The sequence below is a fragment of the Pseudomonas sp. BSw22131 genome (assembly GCF_026810445.1).
Classification (GTDB): domain Bacteria; phylum Pseudomonadota; class Gammaproteobacteria; order Pseudomonadales; family Pseudomonadaceae; genus Aquipseudomonas; species Aquipseudomonas huanghezhanensis.
Window position 1 is genome coordinate 3860621 of the sequence record NZ_CP113949.1, and the last position, 17542, is coordinate 3878162.

A 17542-nucleotide genomic window follows, 5' to 3' on the forward strand; every position below is an offset into this window, starting at 1 on the left:
TGTCCCGTCTGCCCGGCTCAGCGCTCATGATCCGCGTGCTTGCCTCAAGCACGTTCCCACCTCAAAGCATGAGTGAGTCGCCCTACCCCCGCCCCCGACCTTTCTGTTTGCTGAACCAATCGCGTATTTTTCCTGGCGCCGCAGAAATGGGCATACACCTGCACTAGAATCCGCCGCACCTCCTCCTCATGATTTTCAAGGCAAGTACTTTGACGAACGCATGTACCAACGGCCTTGACGTAGGCTTCGCCTCCCTGGATTACCTGCAAATCGGCATCCTTGGCGTGATTCAGGGCATCACTGAGCTGTTGCCCATATCTTCCACCGCGCACATGCGCGTGGTCCCCGCCCTGCTGGGCTGGCCGGACCCTGGTTCTGCGTTTTCAGCAGCGATGCAATTGGCCGCATTGGCTGCAGTGGTCAGTTATTTCTGGAAGGATGTGCGCCAGGTGGCGACCGGCAGCGTTCAAGCGTTGCGCCAGAAAGACTACGACAACCGGTGGTTCAAGTTGGCGGTGGCGATCATTCTCGCAACTATCCCCATCGGCATTGCTGGCGTGGCGTTGTCGTCAACCCTGAACGCTTGCAACTCGCCGTTGCGTGGGCTGATGGTGATCGGTATTTCCTGCGTGCTGATGGCGGTGCTGATGGCCGCAGCAGAACTGACGGCGCGACATCGCCGTACCGTCGGCGACATGCGCCTGCGCGATGCATTAATTGTCGGGATTGCGCAGATAGGCGCGTTGATTCCCGGGGTCTCCCGTTCGGGCTCGACCCTGACAGCCGCTCTGTTTCTCAACTTCAAGCGCGAGGAAGCAGCCCGTTTTTCCTTTTTGCTCGGGTTACCGGCGATCGCCTTGGCGGGCTTGAAAGAACTGTGGGTACTGTCCCATACCGAACTTGCGGCCAACGCCTGGCCGCACTTGCTGTTTGGTCTGGTAGTTGCCAGTGTCTCGGCGTTCCTGGCGATCTGGGGGCTGATGAAATTTCTGGAGCGCTTCTCGACCTGGCCGTTCGTGATCTATCGCGCAGCGCTGGGGATTTTCCTGATTGTGGCGGTGAGCACGGGCTTGCTCAGTTGAATACGACGCTCGGCAGAACGTCAACTTACCGGCTCAGGCAACGCGATCGAGTGGGAAGCGGGTTCGCACCCGCCGTCCTCTCACACCAACGCACGTACGGCTGCGCATACGGCGGTTCAAGTTATGCGGCGAAGCCGGTTCATCTTATCCAGTAATGAGACCGGCCCAACGTCACGCAGGTACACGGTGATATCACGAAAGAAGCGTTCAAAAGCGCGGCTTGACCGCCTTCCACTCCGGCTTGTAACGCTGCATCTGTTTCACGTCATCGCGCTGACGAATGCCGCACGTCAGGTACTGGTCGTGCAACTTGCCCAGTTGATCGTGATCCAGCTCCAGACCCAATCCGGGCGCACGGGTGATCTTCACACAGCCATCGACGATGGGTATTTTGCCGCCCTTGATCACTTCTTCATCCGGTTCCTGCCAAGGGTAATGCGTGTCGCAGGCGTAATCCAGATTGGGCACCGCGGCGGCGACATGCGCCATCGCCATCAGGCTGATGCCCAAATGGGAATTGGAATGCATCGACACGCCTAAGCCAAACGTGTCGCACATTTTCGCAAGCGTCTGGGTGTCGCGCAGGCCGCCCCAGTAGTGATGGTCGGCGAGGACGATTTGCACGCTGTTTAACGCAACACTGCGGCGGAATTCATCGAAATCGGTGACCACCATGTTGGTCGCCAGCGGCATGCCGGTGCGCTTGTGCAGTTCGGACATACCGTCCAGGCCCGGTGTCGGGTCTTCGTAATATTGCAGGTCATCACCCAACAATTCAGCCATGCGAATCGAGGTTTCCAGCGACCAATTGCCGTTCGGGTCGATGCGCAGCGGGTAACCGGGAAAAGCCTTTTTCAGCGCCTTGATGCACAACACTTCGTGTTCCGGTGGCAGCGTGCCGGCCTTGAGTTTGATGCTCTTGAAACCGTTGGCTTCGATCATGCGTCGGGCCTGGGCGACGATCTGCTCTTCGTTTAGAGCTTCGCCCCAACTGTCGGGTTTGTAGGGTGAATCGACATGCTGGGCGTATTTGAAGAACAGGTAGGCGCTAAACGGGATCTCGTCGCGAATCGCACCGCCCAACAAGTCCACCAACGGCACGTTCAACGAGTGCGCCTGCAAATCCAGGCAAGCTACTTCGAACGCCGAATACGCGTTGCTCACCGCTTTGCTGGCATGGGATCCCGGCGCCAGTTCCGCACCGGCAATGCTCGTCGGTTTGTTCGCCGCCACGGTAGCTTGCACGATGCGGCGCAGTTGATTGAGGTTGAAGGGGTCGAGGCCGATTAACTGGTCTTGCAGTTGCTGCTGGATCAACAGCGCCGGGGCGTCACCGTAGCTTTCACCCAGGCCAATGTAGCCATTGTCGCTTTCGATCTCGATGATCGAGCGCAGCGCAAAAGGTTCGTGAATCCCACTGGCGTTCAGTAGAGGCGGATCACGGAAAGCGATTGGGGTGACGGTGACTCGTTTGATTTTCAAGAGGCTGCTCCCTTCGAACCTGAACTCGAGGCTTGATGGCTGATGGATTTTTCAGGCGTTGCGACGTCGCCACGCGGTGCGGTGCGGGCAAAAAAGATCACCACAGCCGCGACCAGTGAAGTGGCCGCCAAACCGTAGAGACCGCCTTCGATGGAGCCGGTTTTTTGCTCCAGGAAACCGAACGCTGTCGGGGCGACGAAGCCACCGAGGTTGCCGATGGAATTGATCAAGGCGATCACGGCGGCGGCGATGCGAGCGTCCAGATAGCCTTGCGGAATCGGCCAGAACAATGCCGAGGCCGCTTTGAACCCAATGGCGGCAAAACAGATGGCGACGAAGGCGAAGATCGGCCCGCCAATGGTGGACATGAACATGCCGAACGCGGCGATCACCAGGGTCAAGGCCACCCAGGCTTGCTGGTGTTTCCATTTGCTGGCCATGGCGGCGAAGCCATACATCGCGATGATCGAAATGATCCACGGAATCGAGTTGAACAGGCCCACCTGGAAATCACCGAGGTTGCCCATTTTTTTGATCATGCTCGGCAGCCAGAACGTGGCGCCGTAGATGGTCAGGGCAATGGAGAAGTAGATGAAGCAGAACAGCGCGATTTGCTTGTCGGCCAGCAGCTTGAACATCGACGGTTTGACTGTCTGTGTGGCTTCGCGGGCCCGTTGTTCCAGGGCGATGGCGTCAACCAGCGCGTCCTTTTCCTCGGCGCTCAGCCATTTCGCCTCGCGCGGATGGGATTGCAACCAGAACCACACAAATCCACAGAGTACGATCGAGGCAAAGCCTTCAATCAAGAACATCCACTGCCAGCCATGCAGGCTAAAGCCGCTGACGTTCAACAGTGCGCCGGAGACGGGACCGGAGATCACCGAGGCGATGGCCGAACCGCTGAGGAAAATCGCCATGGCCTTTCCACGTTCAGTCGACGGCAGCCATTGGGTGAAGTAGTAAATGATGCCGGGAAAGAAGCCTGCTTCGGCTGCACCGAGGACAAAACGCAGCACATAGAAGCTGGTTTCCCCGCGCACAAACGCCATTGCCATCGCCGCCGCGCCCCAAGTAAACATGATGCGCGTCAGCCAGGCACGGGCACCGTAACGCTGCAGCAGCATGTTGGAGGGGACTTCGAATATCGCATAACCGATAAAGAACAACCCGGCACCCAGGCCGTAGGCGGCTGCGCCGATACCGAGGTCGGCTTCCAGGTGGCTGCGCACGAAACCAATGTTGACCCGGTCGATGTAGTTGACGATGAACATCACCACGAATAGCGGCAGCACGTGACGCTTCACCTTGGCAGCAGCGCGGGCGAGCACATTCGGATCAGGCGGACTTTGAAGGGTATTCAAGGGGCACTCCCGTTCATTATTTTTTTAGGGGCGAGCCGATCATGGACGCGCAGATTGATCCCGTCTAATCTAAATTGGCATTCTATTGATACCGGAATTAGATCAATGTTCGAGCTGACTCAACTGCGCTGTTTCACCACGTTGGCGACGGAACTGAATTTCCGCCGGGCCGCCGAACGGTTGAACATGACCCAACCGCCCCTGAGTCGACAGATTCAACTTCTGGAACATCACCTGGGTGTAGAACTGTTAACCCGCACCACCCGCAGCGTCGCCCTGACCGCCGCCGGCCGCGCATTTTTCATCGAAGCGCAAAACCTGCTGGAGCGCGCCCAGCAAGCCGCCGTTAGCGCCCGCCGCTTTGCCGAGGGCGACATTGGCTCGGTCAATATCAGCTTCGTCGGCAGCGCGGTGTACGAGTTCCTGCCCAAGGTCATCGCCGAAGCACGGCTCAAACAGCCGCATGTGAAAATCGACCTGACGGAGATGAACACCTACCAGCAGCATGAAGCGCTGCGTTCGCGGCGTATCGATCTGGGTATCGTTCGCGCGCCGTTGCTGGAGCGGGGATACGCCACCGAATGCCTGGTGCGTGAACCGTTTGTATTGGCGGTGCCTAGCCGTCATCGGCTGGCGAGCGCTGAAACTGTCTCGGTCAAAGACCTCGATGCGCAGCCTTTTCTGATGTACTCCCACGCCGCCTACCCGCCGTTCAACGAACTGCTGACCGGCATGCTCCGTTCTGCCCGCGTCGCCCCGGAATACGTGCAATGGCTCGGCTCATCGCTGACCATCCTGGCCTTGGTTAACGCCGGAATGGGCCTGGCCCTGGTGCCTCGCTGCGCCACCAGCGTGGTGTTCAAGAACGTGGTGTTTCGCGATATCGATTTGGGCGAAGGTGTCCAGAGCGAGCTGCATTTGATCTGGCACGAGCACAATGACAATCCGGCGTTTGCGATGTTGCTGGAGGGGATTCGAAGGGCGGTACGGGAGGGATGGGGAGTGTAAATTATCAGAACAAACAGACCGTCCGATCTGCCGGGGAGCCTGGCTAAAACTGAGGGCCGTCATCATGGATGACCTAGCCCTCAATGGTGTGGCAAAGCCGGCGTACTGCTTCAAGGGGCATAAAGGGTTTACGACACCAACATGGCTCCACTGCGTCTTTTCTTTTTGAAAAGCCACCTGATTTCGAAGTATCTTTTAAATAAGCGACCCAAACTCTCTAGGGTCTTTTTATATAGATCAAGATATCCATATCTCTATCAGAGCCCGGAAGGGTGTCCTCATACAAGTCAACTGCCCACGTGAAACGACTATTGAAAATAGTTATATTTTGCAAATCATCAACATTCATCACAGAGAGATAGCCGACGACATCCCTACCAGAACTGCAATACACATGGGACTTGCGCTTGGCTTTCACCTCCCCCTGGATATAACGAGGCATAAAGTAAACTCTTTCCTCACAGGAAAGAAAACTTTCTCTTTTTAGATCTTCCAACGTTATGAAGCTATCAGCAAAATGATAGTCTCCTAACAAAGGACGGCCCGTCCTGAACCAAAAATACTTCTTTCCGCTGAAACTCATGGTCTCCACGTCAAACCTTGGCTTTCTCAGTATATTACGCTTTGTAAATTTGTAGATGTAACACTTCAGAACACGAAACCCAAGCTCATCGGCTAACAGTTTCCCGGGATAAGGTGTACACATTCAGACCGACTCCAAAATGAGTGTTATGGACCCTGCATGACGCAGGAATACGAGTAAACCTTCTACAAGTCCCTACAAGAATCGTCTACGGATTTCCTACTAGACCCAATAGCGACAGAAGTTCTAGCGGCCGATACAGGCTTCGTCGTCAGACTGCGGAAAGGAAACAACTCCGTTTGAGCACCTTCACCACCCCGATGGCTCTCCGTCTTCATCCTTTATATGGATGTCTGTAACCTCTCTCAACCAAGCGAATAGACTCTTCAGATCTCGCCCTACACTTACGGGACGACTACTCAGATTAAAAAAAATAAACTCGGGCTCCATGTAAAATATTACATCGAAATCCCAATCTTTAACGCGTCGTGGCTCGGTACCCATCAACCAAAACTCTGCTTCACCATTTTTTTACAAAAGGTACTTAGTGACGAGATTTTTTCTTCTATTAATCCTTTGTTAGAGTTTAACCAGCACCGATTATTAAACGTGACGTAAAATTCAGCTGACATAGATACTCTTCTCATCAGTACTATCATTTTATATCAAGAGCAATCAGCCAAATTAGGGCCTCTTAACGTAGATCAACACATCCAAATCATTATCAGAGCCCGGAAGCGTATCATCGAGAATATCAATCGCCCAGTTTAACCGACTACTGAATATAACAAGATTTTGCAAGTCGTAGACACTCATCGAACAAAGGTACTTTTTCACCTCCACGCCGGAACAACAATAGATACAAGACTTACGTTTGCCTTTGACCATCTCCTGAATATATTGAGGCATGAAATAAACTTTCTTTTCCTCGGATATAAAACGCGCACTTTTTAGGCTTTCTAGTTTCTCGATATTTCCAGGAAGATTGTAGTCGCCAAAAAATGGCTGCAAGGTATGAAACCATAAATATTTTTTTGAAGTAAAACCCATGGTATTCACATCAAATCTAGGCCTTCTCTCTACGTTCCTCTTTACAAATTTATAGATGTAACATTTTAAAATCCGAAATCCGAGGTCGTCATCTATAAGTTTTCCAGGATAGGGCGTCCACATACAATTTTAATCCTCTAAGAAGCTTTGATCCCTAACACGTCAGACGTCGAGAAACTTGTTAAACATGCTGAACGGTAGTGATGAGTTTCAATAACGCTCCCATGACGGCCAAGACAGAAATCAATCTAGGGGTCGCCACATTGCGCTTCTGCCCGAAGGGCGTAGGAGCGCGGCTTGTCCCGCGATCTGGCGCGCAGCGGCAGTAAACCTGTTGATGCGGGTAACCTTTTGTTTGACGTGTACCACTACCGAAGGTGTGACTTGGACTTTAGCTGAAAAAAACGATCTCATAAATTCAAGGCCGTTTGATATAGATCAATATATCCATATCATTCTCAGTCCGAGGAAGAGTATCTTCATACAAATCAACCGCCCACGTGAAGCGACTACTGAAGATGGTTATATTTTGCAAATCATTAATATTCATTGAAGACAGATAGCCAACTACATCGATCCCAGTACTGCAATACACATTAGACTTGCGCTTACCTCTAGACACCCCTTGCGTATACTGAGGCATAAAATAAACTTTTTTTTCGCCGGAGAGAAAACCCTCCCTCTTGAGAGCATCTAAACTTATCAACTCACAAATGGCATGATAGTCTCCAAACAGAGGCCGAGCCGTTTTGAACCAAAAATATTTTTTCGAAGTGAATCCCATGATACCCACATCAAATCTTGGTCTTTTCTCCACTCTGTTTTTTATGAACTTATAGATGTAACACTTTAAGACTCGAAACCCGAGTTCATCACTCAACAATTTTCCTGGGTATGGCGTATACACTTGAAAAACTCCTTGATTTAGTTTCTATCGCTTCTGCCAGACGTAGATCCGACACAGTCCGCCTCTGCCCGATGGGACAGAGCTCAGAACTGTTCTGACAAGTCGACCTTGAAAACGAACATTCTTATTCCACCGCAAGCAGTTTTAGAGTTTTATCCTGCTCACCAATTCGTTGCCTCACCGTCCTCGTCGTCAACATGGGTTTCGGTGAACTGCCTTAGCCATAAAAACAAAACTTGCAAATCTATTTCTACACTAGGAGGGCGGCTGCTTATTTCGAGAAATACAGATTGCGGCTCGAGGAATAACCTCACATCGTACTCCCAACAATCAATGCGTCGTGGCTCAGTGCCCGTTAACCAGAACTCTGCAGGACCATCCCTGTTGGAAAAAGTACTCAAGGATGAAATTTTATCTTCTAGAACTTTTCTGTTCGAGGTGTACCAGTCTCGATTACAGAAGGTGATGTAGAACTCCGCGGACATAACTGTTTGCTCCTACTGGCCGTGCGAGCGACCTGATATCGATGAAAAATCCATCGGATTCTTCATACCTATATGAGCTGCAGACGAATAGCGACTAACAATAGTCTTCCCATCATTAGCCAAATCTATAGCTGTAGCATCTCCATGTTTCCTCATCGACTTGTGCGCATGTGCATTATTCCCTTCCTTATGACGGGTATTTTTAACGCCACCGTAAGCATGAATCTGTACCTCTGACCCATCGGCGTGTTTCCAGCGCTGATTACGTGGGTTTGCGGGGTTGGTCAGGACGAAACCGCTGTTTTGCAGAACAGACTGGACGTGACCTACTGACCTCCCGCTAAGTGACGGCAGTCTGGAAACACTTGGCTGATTAGCATACTTGCCATGCGCGTCAATCCATCGACCACTGGAGTTTTGTCTGGTTGCCGGCCCGCAGGCGAGTCCTAATGGATCAGCCAAACCTACAGGGTTGGGAGCGTATGCATATAGATTCAATCCCCCCGCCAACCCAATCGGATCGGGCGTGGTAAACCGCCCTACATCCGGGTCGTAGAATCTGAAGGTGTTGTAGTGCAACCCGGTTTCGCGATCCAGGTATTGGCCTTGGAATCTGAGGTTTTGCTCCTCGATGAAATGCGGTTTGCGGTGCTCTTCGCGGGTGTTGCCCCACACCTTGTAGCGCGCCAGCCAAACGGGATCGCCGTCGGTTTCAGTGAGGCGTTCCGGCGCGCCGTTGAGGTCGTTATGGTAGTAGCGAATTTTTTGATGTTCGCCGCTGCCGTCGACTCGGGCCAGAGGCTCATGACCGTTATCGCCATAGACGTACAGGCTGATGAGGGAGCTTCGAGTTTCCTGCAACAGACGCAAGCCGTCCCAGCCAAATGAGGTTTCGCCTGTCAGGTAGCCGTCGCGGGTGTGTTCCGTCTTGCCGATGCGCCGACCCAGTGGGTCGTAGGTCATGCGCACGATATTGCCGTTCGGATTGCGGACTTCGATCAAGCGACTTTCGGCATCATAGGCGAACTGCTGCGTGCCATGACGAATGCTGCGTTTTTCGATCATTCGGCCGAAGCCGTCGTAGCGAAAGCGCTTGTCCTCGTAGACCATCAGCCTGTTGTGCTGGACCGGCCCGGCACTCGACGGCGAGCCTTCCAGCAGATTCGCGGCGGCATCGTAGGCGAACATTTCGTGCTGGCCGCCAGGGTTTTCCTGACTGGCCATGATGCGTGCGGTGCCGTCGTAGTGCAGCAGCGTTCTCCGCTCGTTCTGACTGTTTTTATCCAGCCGGCCAATCAGGTTGTCAGCGAGGTCGTATTCGTATTCTCGGGAGCCTTCAGCCGGGGATCGATATTGACCTGCGACAACTCGGCGCGCCCTTGATCGCAGTCGGCCGCTGCGGTCGTACTGGCTGCTGGTACTGACCTGGCCCTGTGTGCGCAATACTTCACGATGCAGCTGATCACGCTCGAAATCACTGATCACCTCACTGTCGAGATTGATCTGGTGCAGGTGCCCACTGCCGTAGTGCAGACGGTTGAGCCAGCGGCCATCGGGCAACCGTGTCTGGCTCAGATTGCCCAGTTCGTCGTAGCGATGTTGCAAAGTGCCAGCGGCAGTGTGTTCGGCCAGTAACTGGCTGAGGGGATCGTAGGCAAAGTCGACGCGTTGCTGCCGGTTCTGCGAATCGGTAAAGCTGACACCGATCAATCGATCCAGGTCGTCATGGCGGTATTCCGTGCGACCGTCTGCTGTCGTTTTCGCGAGCAACCTGCCGATGGCATCGCGCTCCAGCGAGTAGACGATGGAATCGACAGCGGGCTCATCCTGATGGACCGCAGCCAGTTGCTCCACACGAACAGGATTGTCGAGCCCGTCATAGCTATAGCGAAGCTGACCGCCATCCAGTCCCTGCTGCGCCGCCAACCGATCCCCGGCATCCCAAAAAAATCGATAACATTCGCCGTTTTCGTTACTCAGCGTCTGCAAGCGCCCATAAGCATCATGACTTGACTCCACCTGACGCCGGAGAGCATCAGAACGCTTTCGTACGCGTCCATGGCGGTCGTAGGTGAATCGCGTTGTGCTGCCTGCGGGGTCGGTATAGCCGATGACCAAGCCGCAGCCATCGCGTTGATACTGTTCAACCCGTCCATCTGCCAGCCGTCTACCCACGACTCGACCCTGAGCGTCACGGTGGTAAACGGTTTGTTCGTTCAGTGCATCGGTGACGACCTGCAGCCAGCCACGATGGTCGTAAGTGAAACGGGTGGGATAACCGGAGCAGTCGGCGTATTCGGTCAATTGACCCAACCCGTTCCGGCGCATTTTTCTGGTTTTACCGGTGGCGTCGATGACCTGTGCCACCTGACCGCGCTCGTCATAGCGGTACTGGGTGACATGCCCCAGAGGATCAACTTGCCGGGTGCAGTTACCCCGCGCGTCATAGCGGTAGTGCCAGCTATTGCCCGCGGCGTCTGTTTCCACACGAGGCAAAGACCAGAGCTCCAGCCAATCGGTCAGTTCGATTCGGCCAAGCGGATCTTCAGTGGTGCTGAGATTTCCCGCCTCGTCATAGGTGTAGTGCCACTGACCACCTTGAGGATCGGTCGCACCGAGCAACTGCCGCTCGTCGTTCCAGCGAAAGCGCCACACCTGTCCGAGGCAGTCCGTGTATTCCGTAACTTGATGCTGAGGGTTCCAGCATCGTGTGCTTCGCCGGCCCAGGCCATCGGTGACAACCGTGCTGCCGGAACTCAAATCGTAATCAAAACCGTACTCTTCGCCCTCATCCGTCCAGTGACGAATGACCCGCCATTCCAGCTCAGCAACCGGACCCCATTCATAAAAGCAGCGCAAACCGGTGGGCAATTGATGCTCGACCATACGCCGGGCGCCGTCATAGACAAATCGGCGTTGAACATGCCCGCAGGTATCGCTGACTTCTATCAAGTCACCCGCATCGTCGAAGGCATAGCTCGCCAGCACTTCAGCAGGATCGTCTGGAAACAAACGCTCGACGCGCTCGACACGGCCTGACCACCGCTGCGAATAAGTCAACGCCACGCGTAACACATCGAAGGTGTCGCGCAACTGAGCAAGGCGACCCTCGGCGTCGTAATCCAGATAAATCCGATTGTCGTTGCGATCGCCCAATTGGCTCAGACGCAAACGGCATGAATCGGGCGACGTGAGTTCAAACAGTCGATAAAGCCCGTCTTCGCTCTCGACCAACAATCGTCCGTCGTCGTGCCGTCGCACTGCGAGCCCTTCGCCAGCGCTGAACACTGCACCGCCCGGAGAAATCGACCCCAAGTCGATTTGTCGCGCCTGCTCGTCGGTATAGATCAGCCGCTCGCCACCGCCCTGATGCAACTCGATACATACGCTGACTTCAAACGGGACGCTCCAGCGCGCGCCAAACAGACCATCGCATCGATCATCCCGACTGTTGTAGAAGCGTTGCCACTCGATGGACATGACACCCGGCAAAGCGAAATCCAGGTCCTCGACACCACCTAGCACTTTCGCGCCAGTCGCCGCATGCACAGGATGCGGCGCCCCGGAAACCGCCCGACTTAGCGCCCCCGTTACCTGACTGACGCCATATGCGTTGACACTGCCAGCCAGCATGCACGGCAGATTACTGACGAACTTCGCAGGCCCACCCCGGAGCATCATCAGCACGTTGACCGCCAGTGCTACACCGGGCGTCTTGCCACTGCGGATCGTCCGCACCACCAGCTTGTTGCCGCCGATGCGCACGTTTGGGGAGATATGCACCGCAGAAACTACTGTTGCTTCGCAGGTGCTGCGGTCTCCACTGCGCACGGCGGGCTGGCCGTTAATGAAAACCCGGTCCGAGCCTTCAGCGATGTACTGGACAGGCATCGGCGCATGGCGCTCACAGGTCACCTGATCCAGCGGCCTGGGCGATGCGCCTTCGACAGGCGATGCCATCGTGGGTCGCCAGAGCTCCACGAAGAAGCCTTTGACGATATCGAGGAAGGTGCCTTCCGGAGCAGGGTCGTCCGAAAGACCGGAGGGATTCGAAGAGACAACACCCGCCGCACGCGCGGCAGGCAGGCCATTGATGAATACGTTGGGCGAGCCGCTGCTGATGTGCGCGCAGATCGTCGGCGCAAAGAGGTCGTTGGCAAACGCCTCGCAAAATTGATGGATGCTCTCATTAGTGCCGGTGGCCTGCATGCCTACGCCGACGGAGACACTTATGACCAGGCCCAGCACACAAGCGCCAAGTCCGCCGGTGACAACCGTGAATTCTGCAGCAGCGACAATCGCAGCCTTAAGTGCGACGGCGATGGCGATCCCGGCCGCGATCTCCATCACGCCACCCAGGACGTCGGCCATTGCTGACGTGTGAGCGAGGGCATCGCCCTGGCGAGCGGCCCAAAGTGCATCCGACATTCCGTGATCCGCGCTTGAAAAGCGGCGCAATCTACGGGCGATGAAAGCGTGTGTCCGAGCGCAGAAACACAATAAGCGCGGACTTCGCGCTTTTCAGAAGAGGACTACAAACTGATGTTCTGGATCCCACCTTTGATAGCGAAACGCCCCGCTCAGGCGTCGATGACGGTGTGTTTTAAACGCTGTGTAAACGCTTCAACCTGTCGGCCTTTTGGCAATAAAAAAGCCCCACATCTCTCGATGCAGGGCTCTTGTTACAGCTCAGCTAAAACCATCACACCACAGCGGTTTGCCCGCTCATGGCCAGGTCCAGCAACTCACGGTTAGCGACCGCATACATCGCGTAATCATTACCGCTCGCTGCACGCAACTCGACCAGCATCGCACGCCAGCGCTCGACCATCGGCAGATGTTGCTCCAGCCACAGGTTCAGGCGTTCTTCTACGTCTGCCGGACCGTTGGCCATTTGCAGCACCGAGACCGTGATCGCACGCTGTTGCCAGTCGATATCGTCACGGAACGCTTCACGTGCCAGCGCCTGCCAGTTGTTTTCCACCGGCAGTGAGCTGATCTGCTGCAAGTACCAGGTCACGTCGAGCGAACTGCCTACGGCGAAGTAAACCTTGGCCACGTCGGCAGCATTCTGCCCGGTGACGTCGGAGGCTTCGATGATGGGCAGCAGCGTGTACAAATGGCTGGTACCCGCGACCATGCGTGCCAGCAACTCAGGCACACCGGCTTCTACGTACTCTTCGTAGCGCGCCTGCCAGAGATCGCGTGTCGGGCCTTCGAGCAACTCGTCGAGCTTCAGGCCCAGCGTCGCGATGTGTGGACCGAAGTGCGCCACATCACGCCCCGCATCCAGCTCGTTGCGACGGCTGCGCAGGAACCAGCGGGTTGCGCGGCGACCCAGGCGCATCAGCTCGTCCATCAAGGTCAGCTGGATTTCAGCCGGAACCTTGTAGTCCAGCGCCTCGATCTGACGGAACCAGTGCGGCAGGTGGAAGATGTCCCGCACGATCACATAGGCACCGGCCACGTTGGCTGCGCTCATGCCGGTCGACTCTTTGAGCCGCTGCACGAAGGTGATGCCCATGTGGTTGACCAGATCGTTGGCGATCTGAGTGCTGACGATTTCGCGCTTCAGGCGATGGCGACGCATGGATTCAGAATACTTCGCGCCCAGCGAAGGCGGAAACGCAGTTTCCATGTCGCGAGCCAGGTAATCGTCGTCCGGTACGCGGGACTCCAGCAGCGCTTCTTTGAGGTCGATCTTGCTGTAGGAAATCAGCACCGACAGCTCGGCGCGTGTCAGGCCTTTCTTGTCGGCTACACGCTCGGCGATCTGGTCTTCGGCCGGGAGGAACTCGATGGCACGGTCCAGTTTGCCGCGTGCCTCAAGATCGCTCATCAGGCGCTTGTATTCGGCGATCCGCTCGTAAGCACGGCGCGCCGCCACAGACAGCGCCTGGGTCTGCTTGTAGTTGTTACCCAGCACCAGGCTGCCCACTTCGTCGGTCATGCTTTCAAGCAGCAGGTTGCGCTGCTTCTCGGTCATGTCGCCGGCCTGGACCACTTCGTTGAGCAGGATCTTGATGTTCACTTCGTGGTCGGAGCAGTCCACACCACCGGCGTTATCGATGAAGTCGGTGTTGGTCGCGCCGCCATTCAGGCCGAACTCGACACGCCCCAACTGCGTCATGCCCAAGTTGCCGCCCTCGCCCACCACTTTGCAGCGCAACTGGTTGCCGTTGACGCGCAACGCGTCGTTGGCCTTGTCGCCGACATCAGCGTGGGTTTCGTCACTGGACTTGACGTACGTGCCGATGCCGCCGTTCCACAACAGATCCACCGGCGCCTTGAGCAGCGCGTGCATCAGTTCGGTCGGGGTCAGTTTGTCGGCCTGGATGTCGAAACGCTCTTTCATCTGCGGCGTGATGCTGATGCTTTTCAGGCTGCGCGGGAAGATACCGCCGCCCGGGGACATCAGACCGATGTCGTAGTCGGTCCACGACGAGCGCGGCAGGTCGAACAGACGCTGACGCTCGGCAAAACTGCTGGCCGGGTCCGGATTCGGATCGATGAAGATATGCAGGTGGTTGAACGCAGCCACCATTTGCAGCTTGTCGGACATCAGCAAGCCGTTACCGAACACATCGCCCGCCATGTCGCCAATGCCGATCACCGTTGTGGTGTCTTGCTGGACATTGATGCCGCGCTCGCGGAAGTGACGCTGCACACCCACCCACGCGCCTTTGGCAGTGATGCCCATTTTCTTGTGGTCGTAACCGGCGGAGCCGCCCGAGGCAAATGCATCACCCAGCCAGAAGCCGTAGTCGATGGCGATGCCGTTGGCGATGTCGGAGAACGTCGCGGTGCCTTTGTCGGCGGCGACCACCAGGTACGGGTCATCATCATCGTGACGGACCACGTTGAGCGGCGGCACCAGCTCGCCTTCTTTCAGATTGTCGGTGATGTCCAGCAGACCGGAAATGAAGATGCGGTAGCAGGCGATGCCTTCTGCCTGGATCTCGTCGCGTCCACCGCCCAATGGCAGGCGACGCGGCAGGAAGCCACCCTTCGCACCCACCGGCACGATGACCGAGTTTTTCACTTGCTGGGCTTTAACCAGGCCGAGCACTTCGGTGCGGTAATCTTCTTCACGGTCGGACCAGCGCAGGCCGCCACGGGCAACGTTGCCGAAACGCAGGTGGACGCCTTCGACGCGCGGTGAATAGACGAAGATTTCAAACTTCGGCACCGGCTTGGGCAGTTCGGGAATCTGACGCGGGTTGAACTTGAAGCTGAAGTAGCTCTTGTTCTGCCCGTTGGCGTCGGTCTGGTAGAAGTTGGTGCGCTGGGTGGCTTTGATCAGGTCCAGGTAACGACGCAGGATGCGGTCTTCGTTGAGGACCTGAACGTCGTCCAGGGCCGACAGAATTGCCTGTTCGAGACGCTGTTGCTTGTCTTCCAGATCGTCGCTGGTCAACTTGCGCGCCAGATAGAAACGGGTCTTGAACAGACGCGTCAGCTCCCGGGCGATGTCAGTGTGGTTGTTAAGCGTGCTGGCGATGTAACCCAGATCGAAGCCCAGGCGAATCTGCTTGAGGTAACGCGCGTAGGCACGCAGCAGCGCCACATCACGCCACGGCAAGCCTGCGGTCAATACCAGGCGGTTGAACGCGTCATTCTCGGCATCGCCGCTGACGATATGGACAAACGCGTCCTGCAACGTGTCGTTGAGTTGCTGGATGTCCAGGTTCAGGCCTTCGCCGGCCGTGAACGCAAAGTCATGGATCCAGAACTCGCGGCCGCTCTTGTGACGCAGACGATACGGGAATTCACCCAGCACGCGCAGGCCGAGGTTTTCCAGAATCGGCAGCACGTCGGACAGCGCCAGCGGCGTGTCGGCGTGGTACAGCTTGCAATGCAGCTGTGCCTTGTCGCCCGACAGCGGCTGATAGAAGCTCATGACCAGCGGATTGGCTTCGCTCAGGTTGAGCAAGTGCTGCATGTCGACCACGGCCGAATGCGCGGCGAAACGCTCGCGATAACCTGCCGGGAACCCTTTCGGGAAGTCAGCCAGAACGCTGGTGCCATGGGCTTCGCCGAAGCTCTCGACGACAAGGCTGGCGTAGTCGTCTTTCCACGACCGGCAGGCCTGGATGACTTCGTTCTCCAGCTGTTGCGCGTCGACGTCCAGTGCGACTTTCGGGTCCACGCGCAGGATCAGTTGCACACGGGCCAGCACCGACTCAGAGAAGAAGGTCCAGAACTCACAATCGCTGGCCTTCAGGCGGTCCGTCAGAACTTGCTGGATCTTCTGGCGCACTTCGGTCGAGTAAACGTCGCGCGGTACATAGGCCAGGCAGTAGCAGAAACGTCCGTAAGGATCTTTGCGCAGGAACACGCGAATCTTGTTGCGCTCCTGGATCTGCACGATGGACATCACGGTACTGAACAGCTCGTCCACCGGTGTCTGGAACAGGTCGTCGCGCGGCAATACTTCAACCACCTGAGCCAGTTCCTTGCCCAGGTGAGCCTTGGGATGGAAACCGGAGCGGTGTTCGATCTCGGCGACCTTGCGGCGGATGTACGGGATTTCCCGCACGCTCTCGCCATACACCGACGAGGTGTAAAGCCCCATGAAGCGGCTTTCCTTGATCACCTTGCCGCTGGCGTCGATCTGACGAATCGACACGTAATCCGGATAAGCCGGACGGTGAACGCGACTTGGATGGGCGGCCTTGGCGAACGACAGCAGCGTCGGCTCGTTCAGGTATTTGACCGCGTAGCCTTCGATTTGCAGGTCTTCAGCGGTGAGTCCGGCGCGCAGCAGTCGGGTCAGGCCCAGGAACGAGGCAGGGTCGTAGGTCAACTGACCGCCGTCGCCATCGCCGCTGACAGTGAACTCTTCGTAGCCCAGGAACGTGAAGTGGTTGTCTTCCAGCCATTCCAGGAACGCCTTGATCTCGGCTTTTTCCTGGGCATCGACGTTGAATTCGGTGCTGTCGACACCGGTCAGCAATTCGTTGAGCTTGGCTTTCATGGGGCCGAAGTCTTGTACCGCGACCCTTACTTCACCCAGCACCTGCTCCAGTTCGCGGGCCAGCACATTCAGCTCGGCGGCCTTCGCGCAACGGTCGATTTCCAGGTACATCAGGGATTCTTGCAGCACATCTTCGCCAGCCGTGCCCTTGGGCAGCAGCTCGACCAGTTGGCCGTTGGCGTCGCGACGCACACTCAATACGGTGGTTTGCAGGGTGTGGATGCTGTAGCCGCGACGGTTGAGCTCGGTGCGTACCGAGTCGACCAGAAAAGGCAAATCGTGATGCAGGACTTCCACGGCGGTGTGGGTGGACTGCCAGCCATGGCGTTCGTAATCGGGGTTGTAGACCCGCACTTGCGGGGTGTCGTGCTGAAAGCGCTCAAGTAAACGCCAGGCAGAAAGGGTGCAGCCTGCCAGATCGGAGAGCCGACGCTGGGTCAGCTCGTCCAGTGAAATGATGCCGAAGAATTGCTCAGCGAACAGCGCCACTTGTGGCAGTGCCTGCTCGTTGATGTGCTGGGCCAGTGCCGCTCGCAGTTGGTGCTGAAAGTCAGACTTGCTGGCTGCGGTGAAGAACGCCATCTTTGGTACTCCGCTTGGGCTTTTA

Annotated in this window: 8 protein-coding genes; 2 read left to right on the forward strand and 6 right to left on the reverse strand. The window is 56.2% G+C overall.

Annotation, left to right across the window (positions count from 1 at the left end; translation table 11 throughout):
• Positions 1-209 precede the first annotated feature (209 nt).
• On the forward strand, positions 210-1082 hold the full coding sequence (locus tag OYW20_RS17335; RefSeq protein ID WP_268797165.1) for an undecaprenyl-diphosphate phosphatase: 873 nt from the start codon (positions 210-212) through the stop codon (positions 1080-1082).
• Positions 1083-1289: 207 nt separating this feature from the next.
• Here the strand turns inward: OYW20_RS17335 and OYW20_RS17340 are convergent, their stop codons facing one another.
• Entirely contained in the window at positions 1290-2564 is a 1275-nt protein-coding gene (locus tag OYW20_RS17340; protein ID WP_268797166.1) for a glucarate dehydratase family protein, read from the reverse strand.
• A complete protein-coding gene (locus OYW20_RS17345) occupies positions 2561-3925 on the reverse strand; it encodes an MFS transporter (RefSeq protein WP_268797167.1) in 1365 nt (454 codons plus the stop codon). The genes OYW20_RS17340 and OYW20_RS17345 overlap by 4 nt, the downstream gene beginning before the upstream one ends.
• A 105-nt stretch (positions 3926-4030) precedes the next feature.
• On the opposite strand from OYW20_RS17345, the gene OYW20_RS17350 reads away from it, so the two are divergent.
• Positions 4031-4933: a LysR family transcriptional regulator gene (locus OYW20_RS17350; protein WP_268797168.1), complete on the forward strand. Its 903-nt coding sequence runs from the start codon at positions 4031-4033 to the stop codon at positions 4931-4933.
• A 1267-nt stretch (positions 4934-6200) separates the two neighbouring features.
• On the opposite strand, the gene OYW20_RS17355 is transcribed toward OYW20_RS17350, so the two are convergent.
• The 4 genes from OYW20_RS17355 to OYW20_RS17370 all read right to left on the reverse strand — a co-directional run bounded on the left by OYW20_RS17355 (position 6201) and on the right by OYW20_RS17370 (position 17517).
• Positions 6201-6566, reverse strand: a complete 366-nt coding sequence (locus tag OYW20_RS17355) for a hypothetical protein (protein WP_268797169.1) — start codon at positions 6564-6566, stop codon at positions 6201-6203.
• Positions 6567-6984: 418 nt separating this feature from the next.
• Positions 6985-7446, reverse strand: a complete 462-nt coding sequence (locus tag OYW20_RS17360) for a hypothetical protein (RefSeq protein ID WP_268797170.1) — start codon at positions 7444-7446, stop codon at positions 6985-6987.
• 524 nt (positions 7447-7970) lie between these two features.
• Complete coding sequence (locus OYW20_RS17365; RefSeq protein ID WP_268797171.1) at positions 7971-12386, reverse strand: RHS repeat-associated core domain-containing protein; 4416 nt, start codon at positions 12384-12386, stop codon at positions 7971-7973.
• Positions 12387-12660: 274 nt separating this feature from the next.
• Positions 12661-17517 carry an NAD-glutamate dehydrogenase gene (locus OYW20_RS17370; RefSeq protein WP_268797172.1) on the reverse strand — a complete coding sequence of 1619 codons (4857 nt, stop codon included), beginning with the start codon at positions 17515-17517 and terminating at the stop codon, positions 12661-12663.
• Positions 17518-17542 lie beyond the last annotated feature (25 nt).

Coding starts and splice junctions, on each gene's coding strand:
- OYW20_RS17370 (WP_268797172.1), bottom strand. CDS start 17,517: ATGGCGTTCTTCACCGCAGCCAGCAAGTCTGACTTTCAGCACCAACTG.
- OYW20_RS17355 (WP_268797169.1), bottom strand. CDS start 6,566: ATGGGTTTTACTTCAAAAAAATATTTATGGTTTCATACCTTGCAGCCA.
- OYW20_RS17365 (WP_268797171.1), bottom strand. CDS start 12,386: ATGTCGGATGCACTTTGGGCCGCTCGCCAGGGCGATGCCCTCGCTCAC.
- OYW20_RS17350 (WP_268797168.1), top strand. CDS start 4,031: ATGTTCGAGCTGACTCAACTGCGCTGTTTCACCACGTTGGCGACGGAA.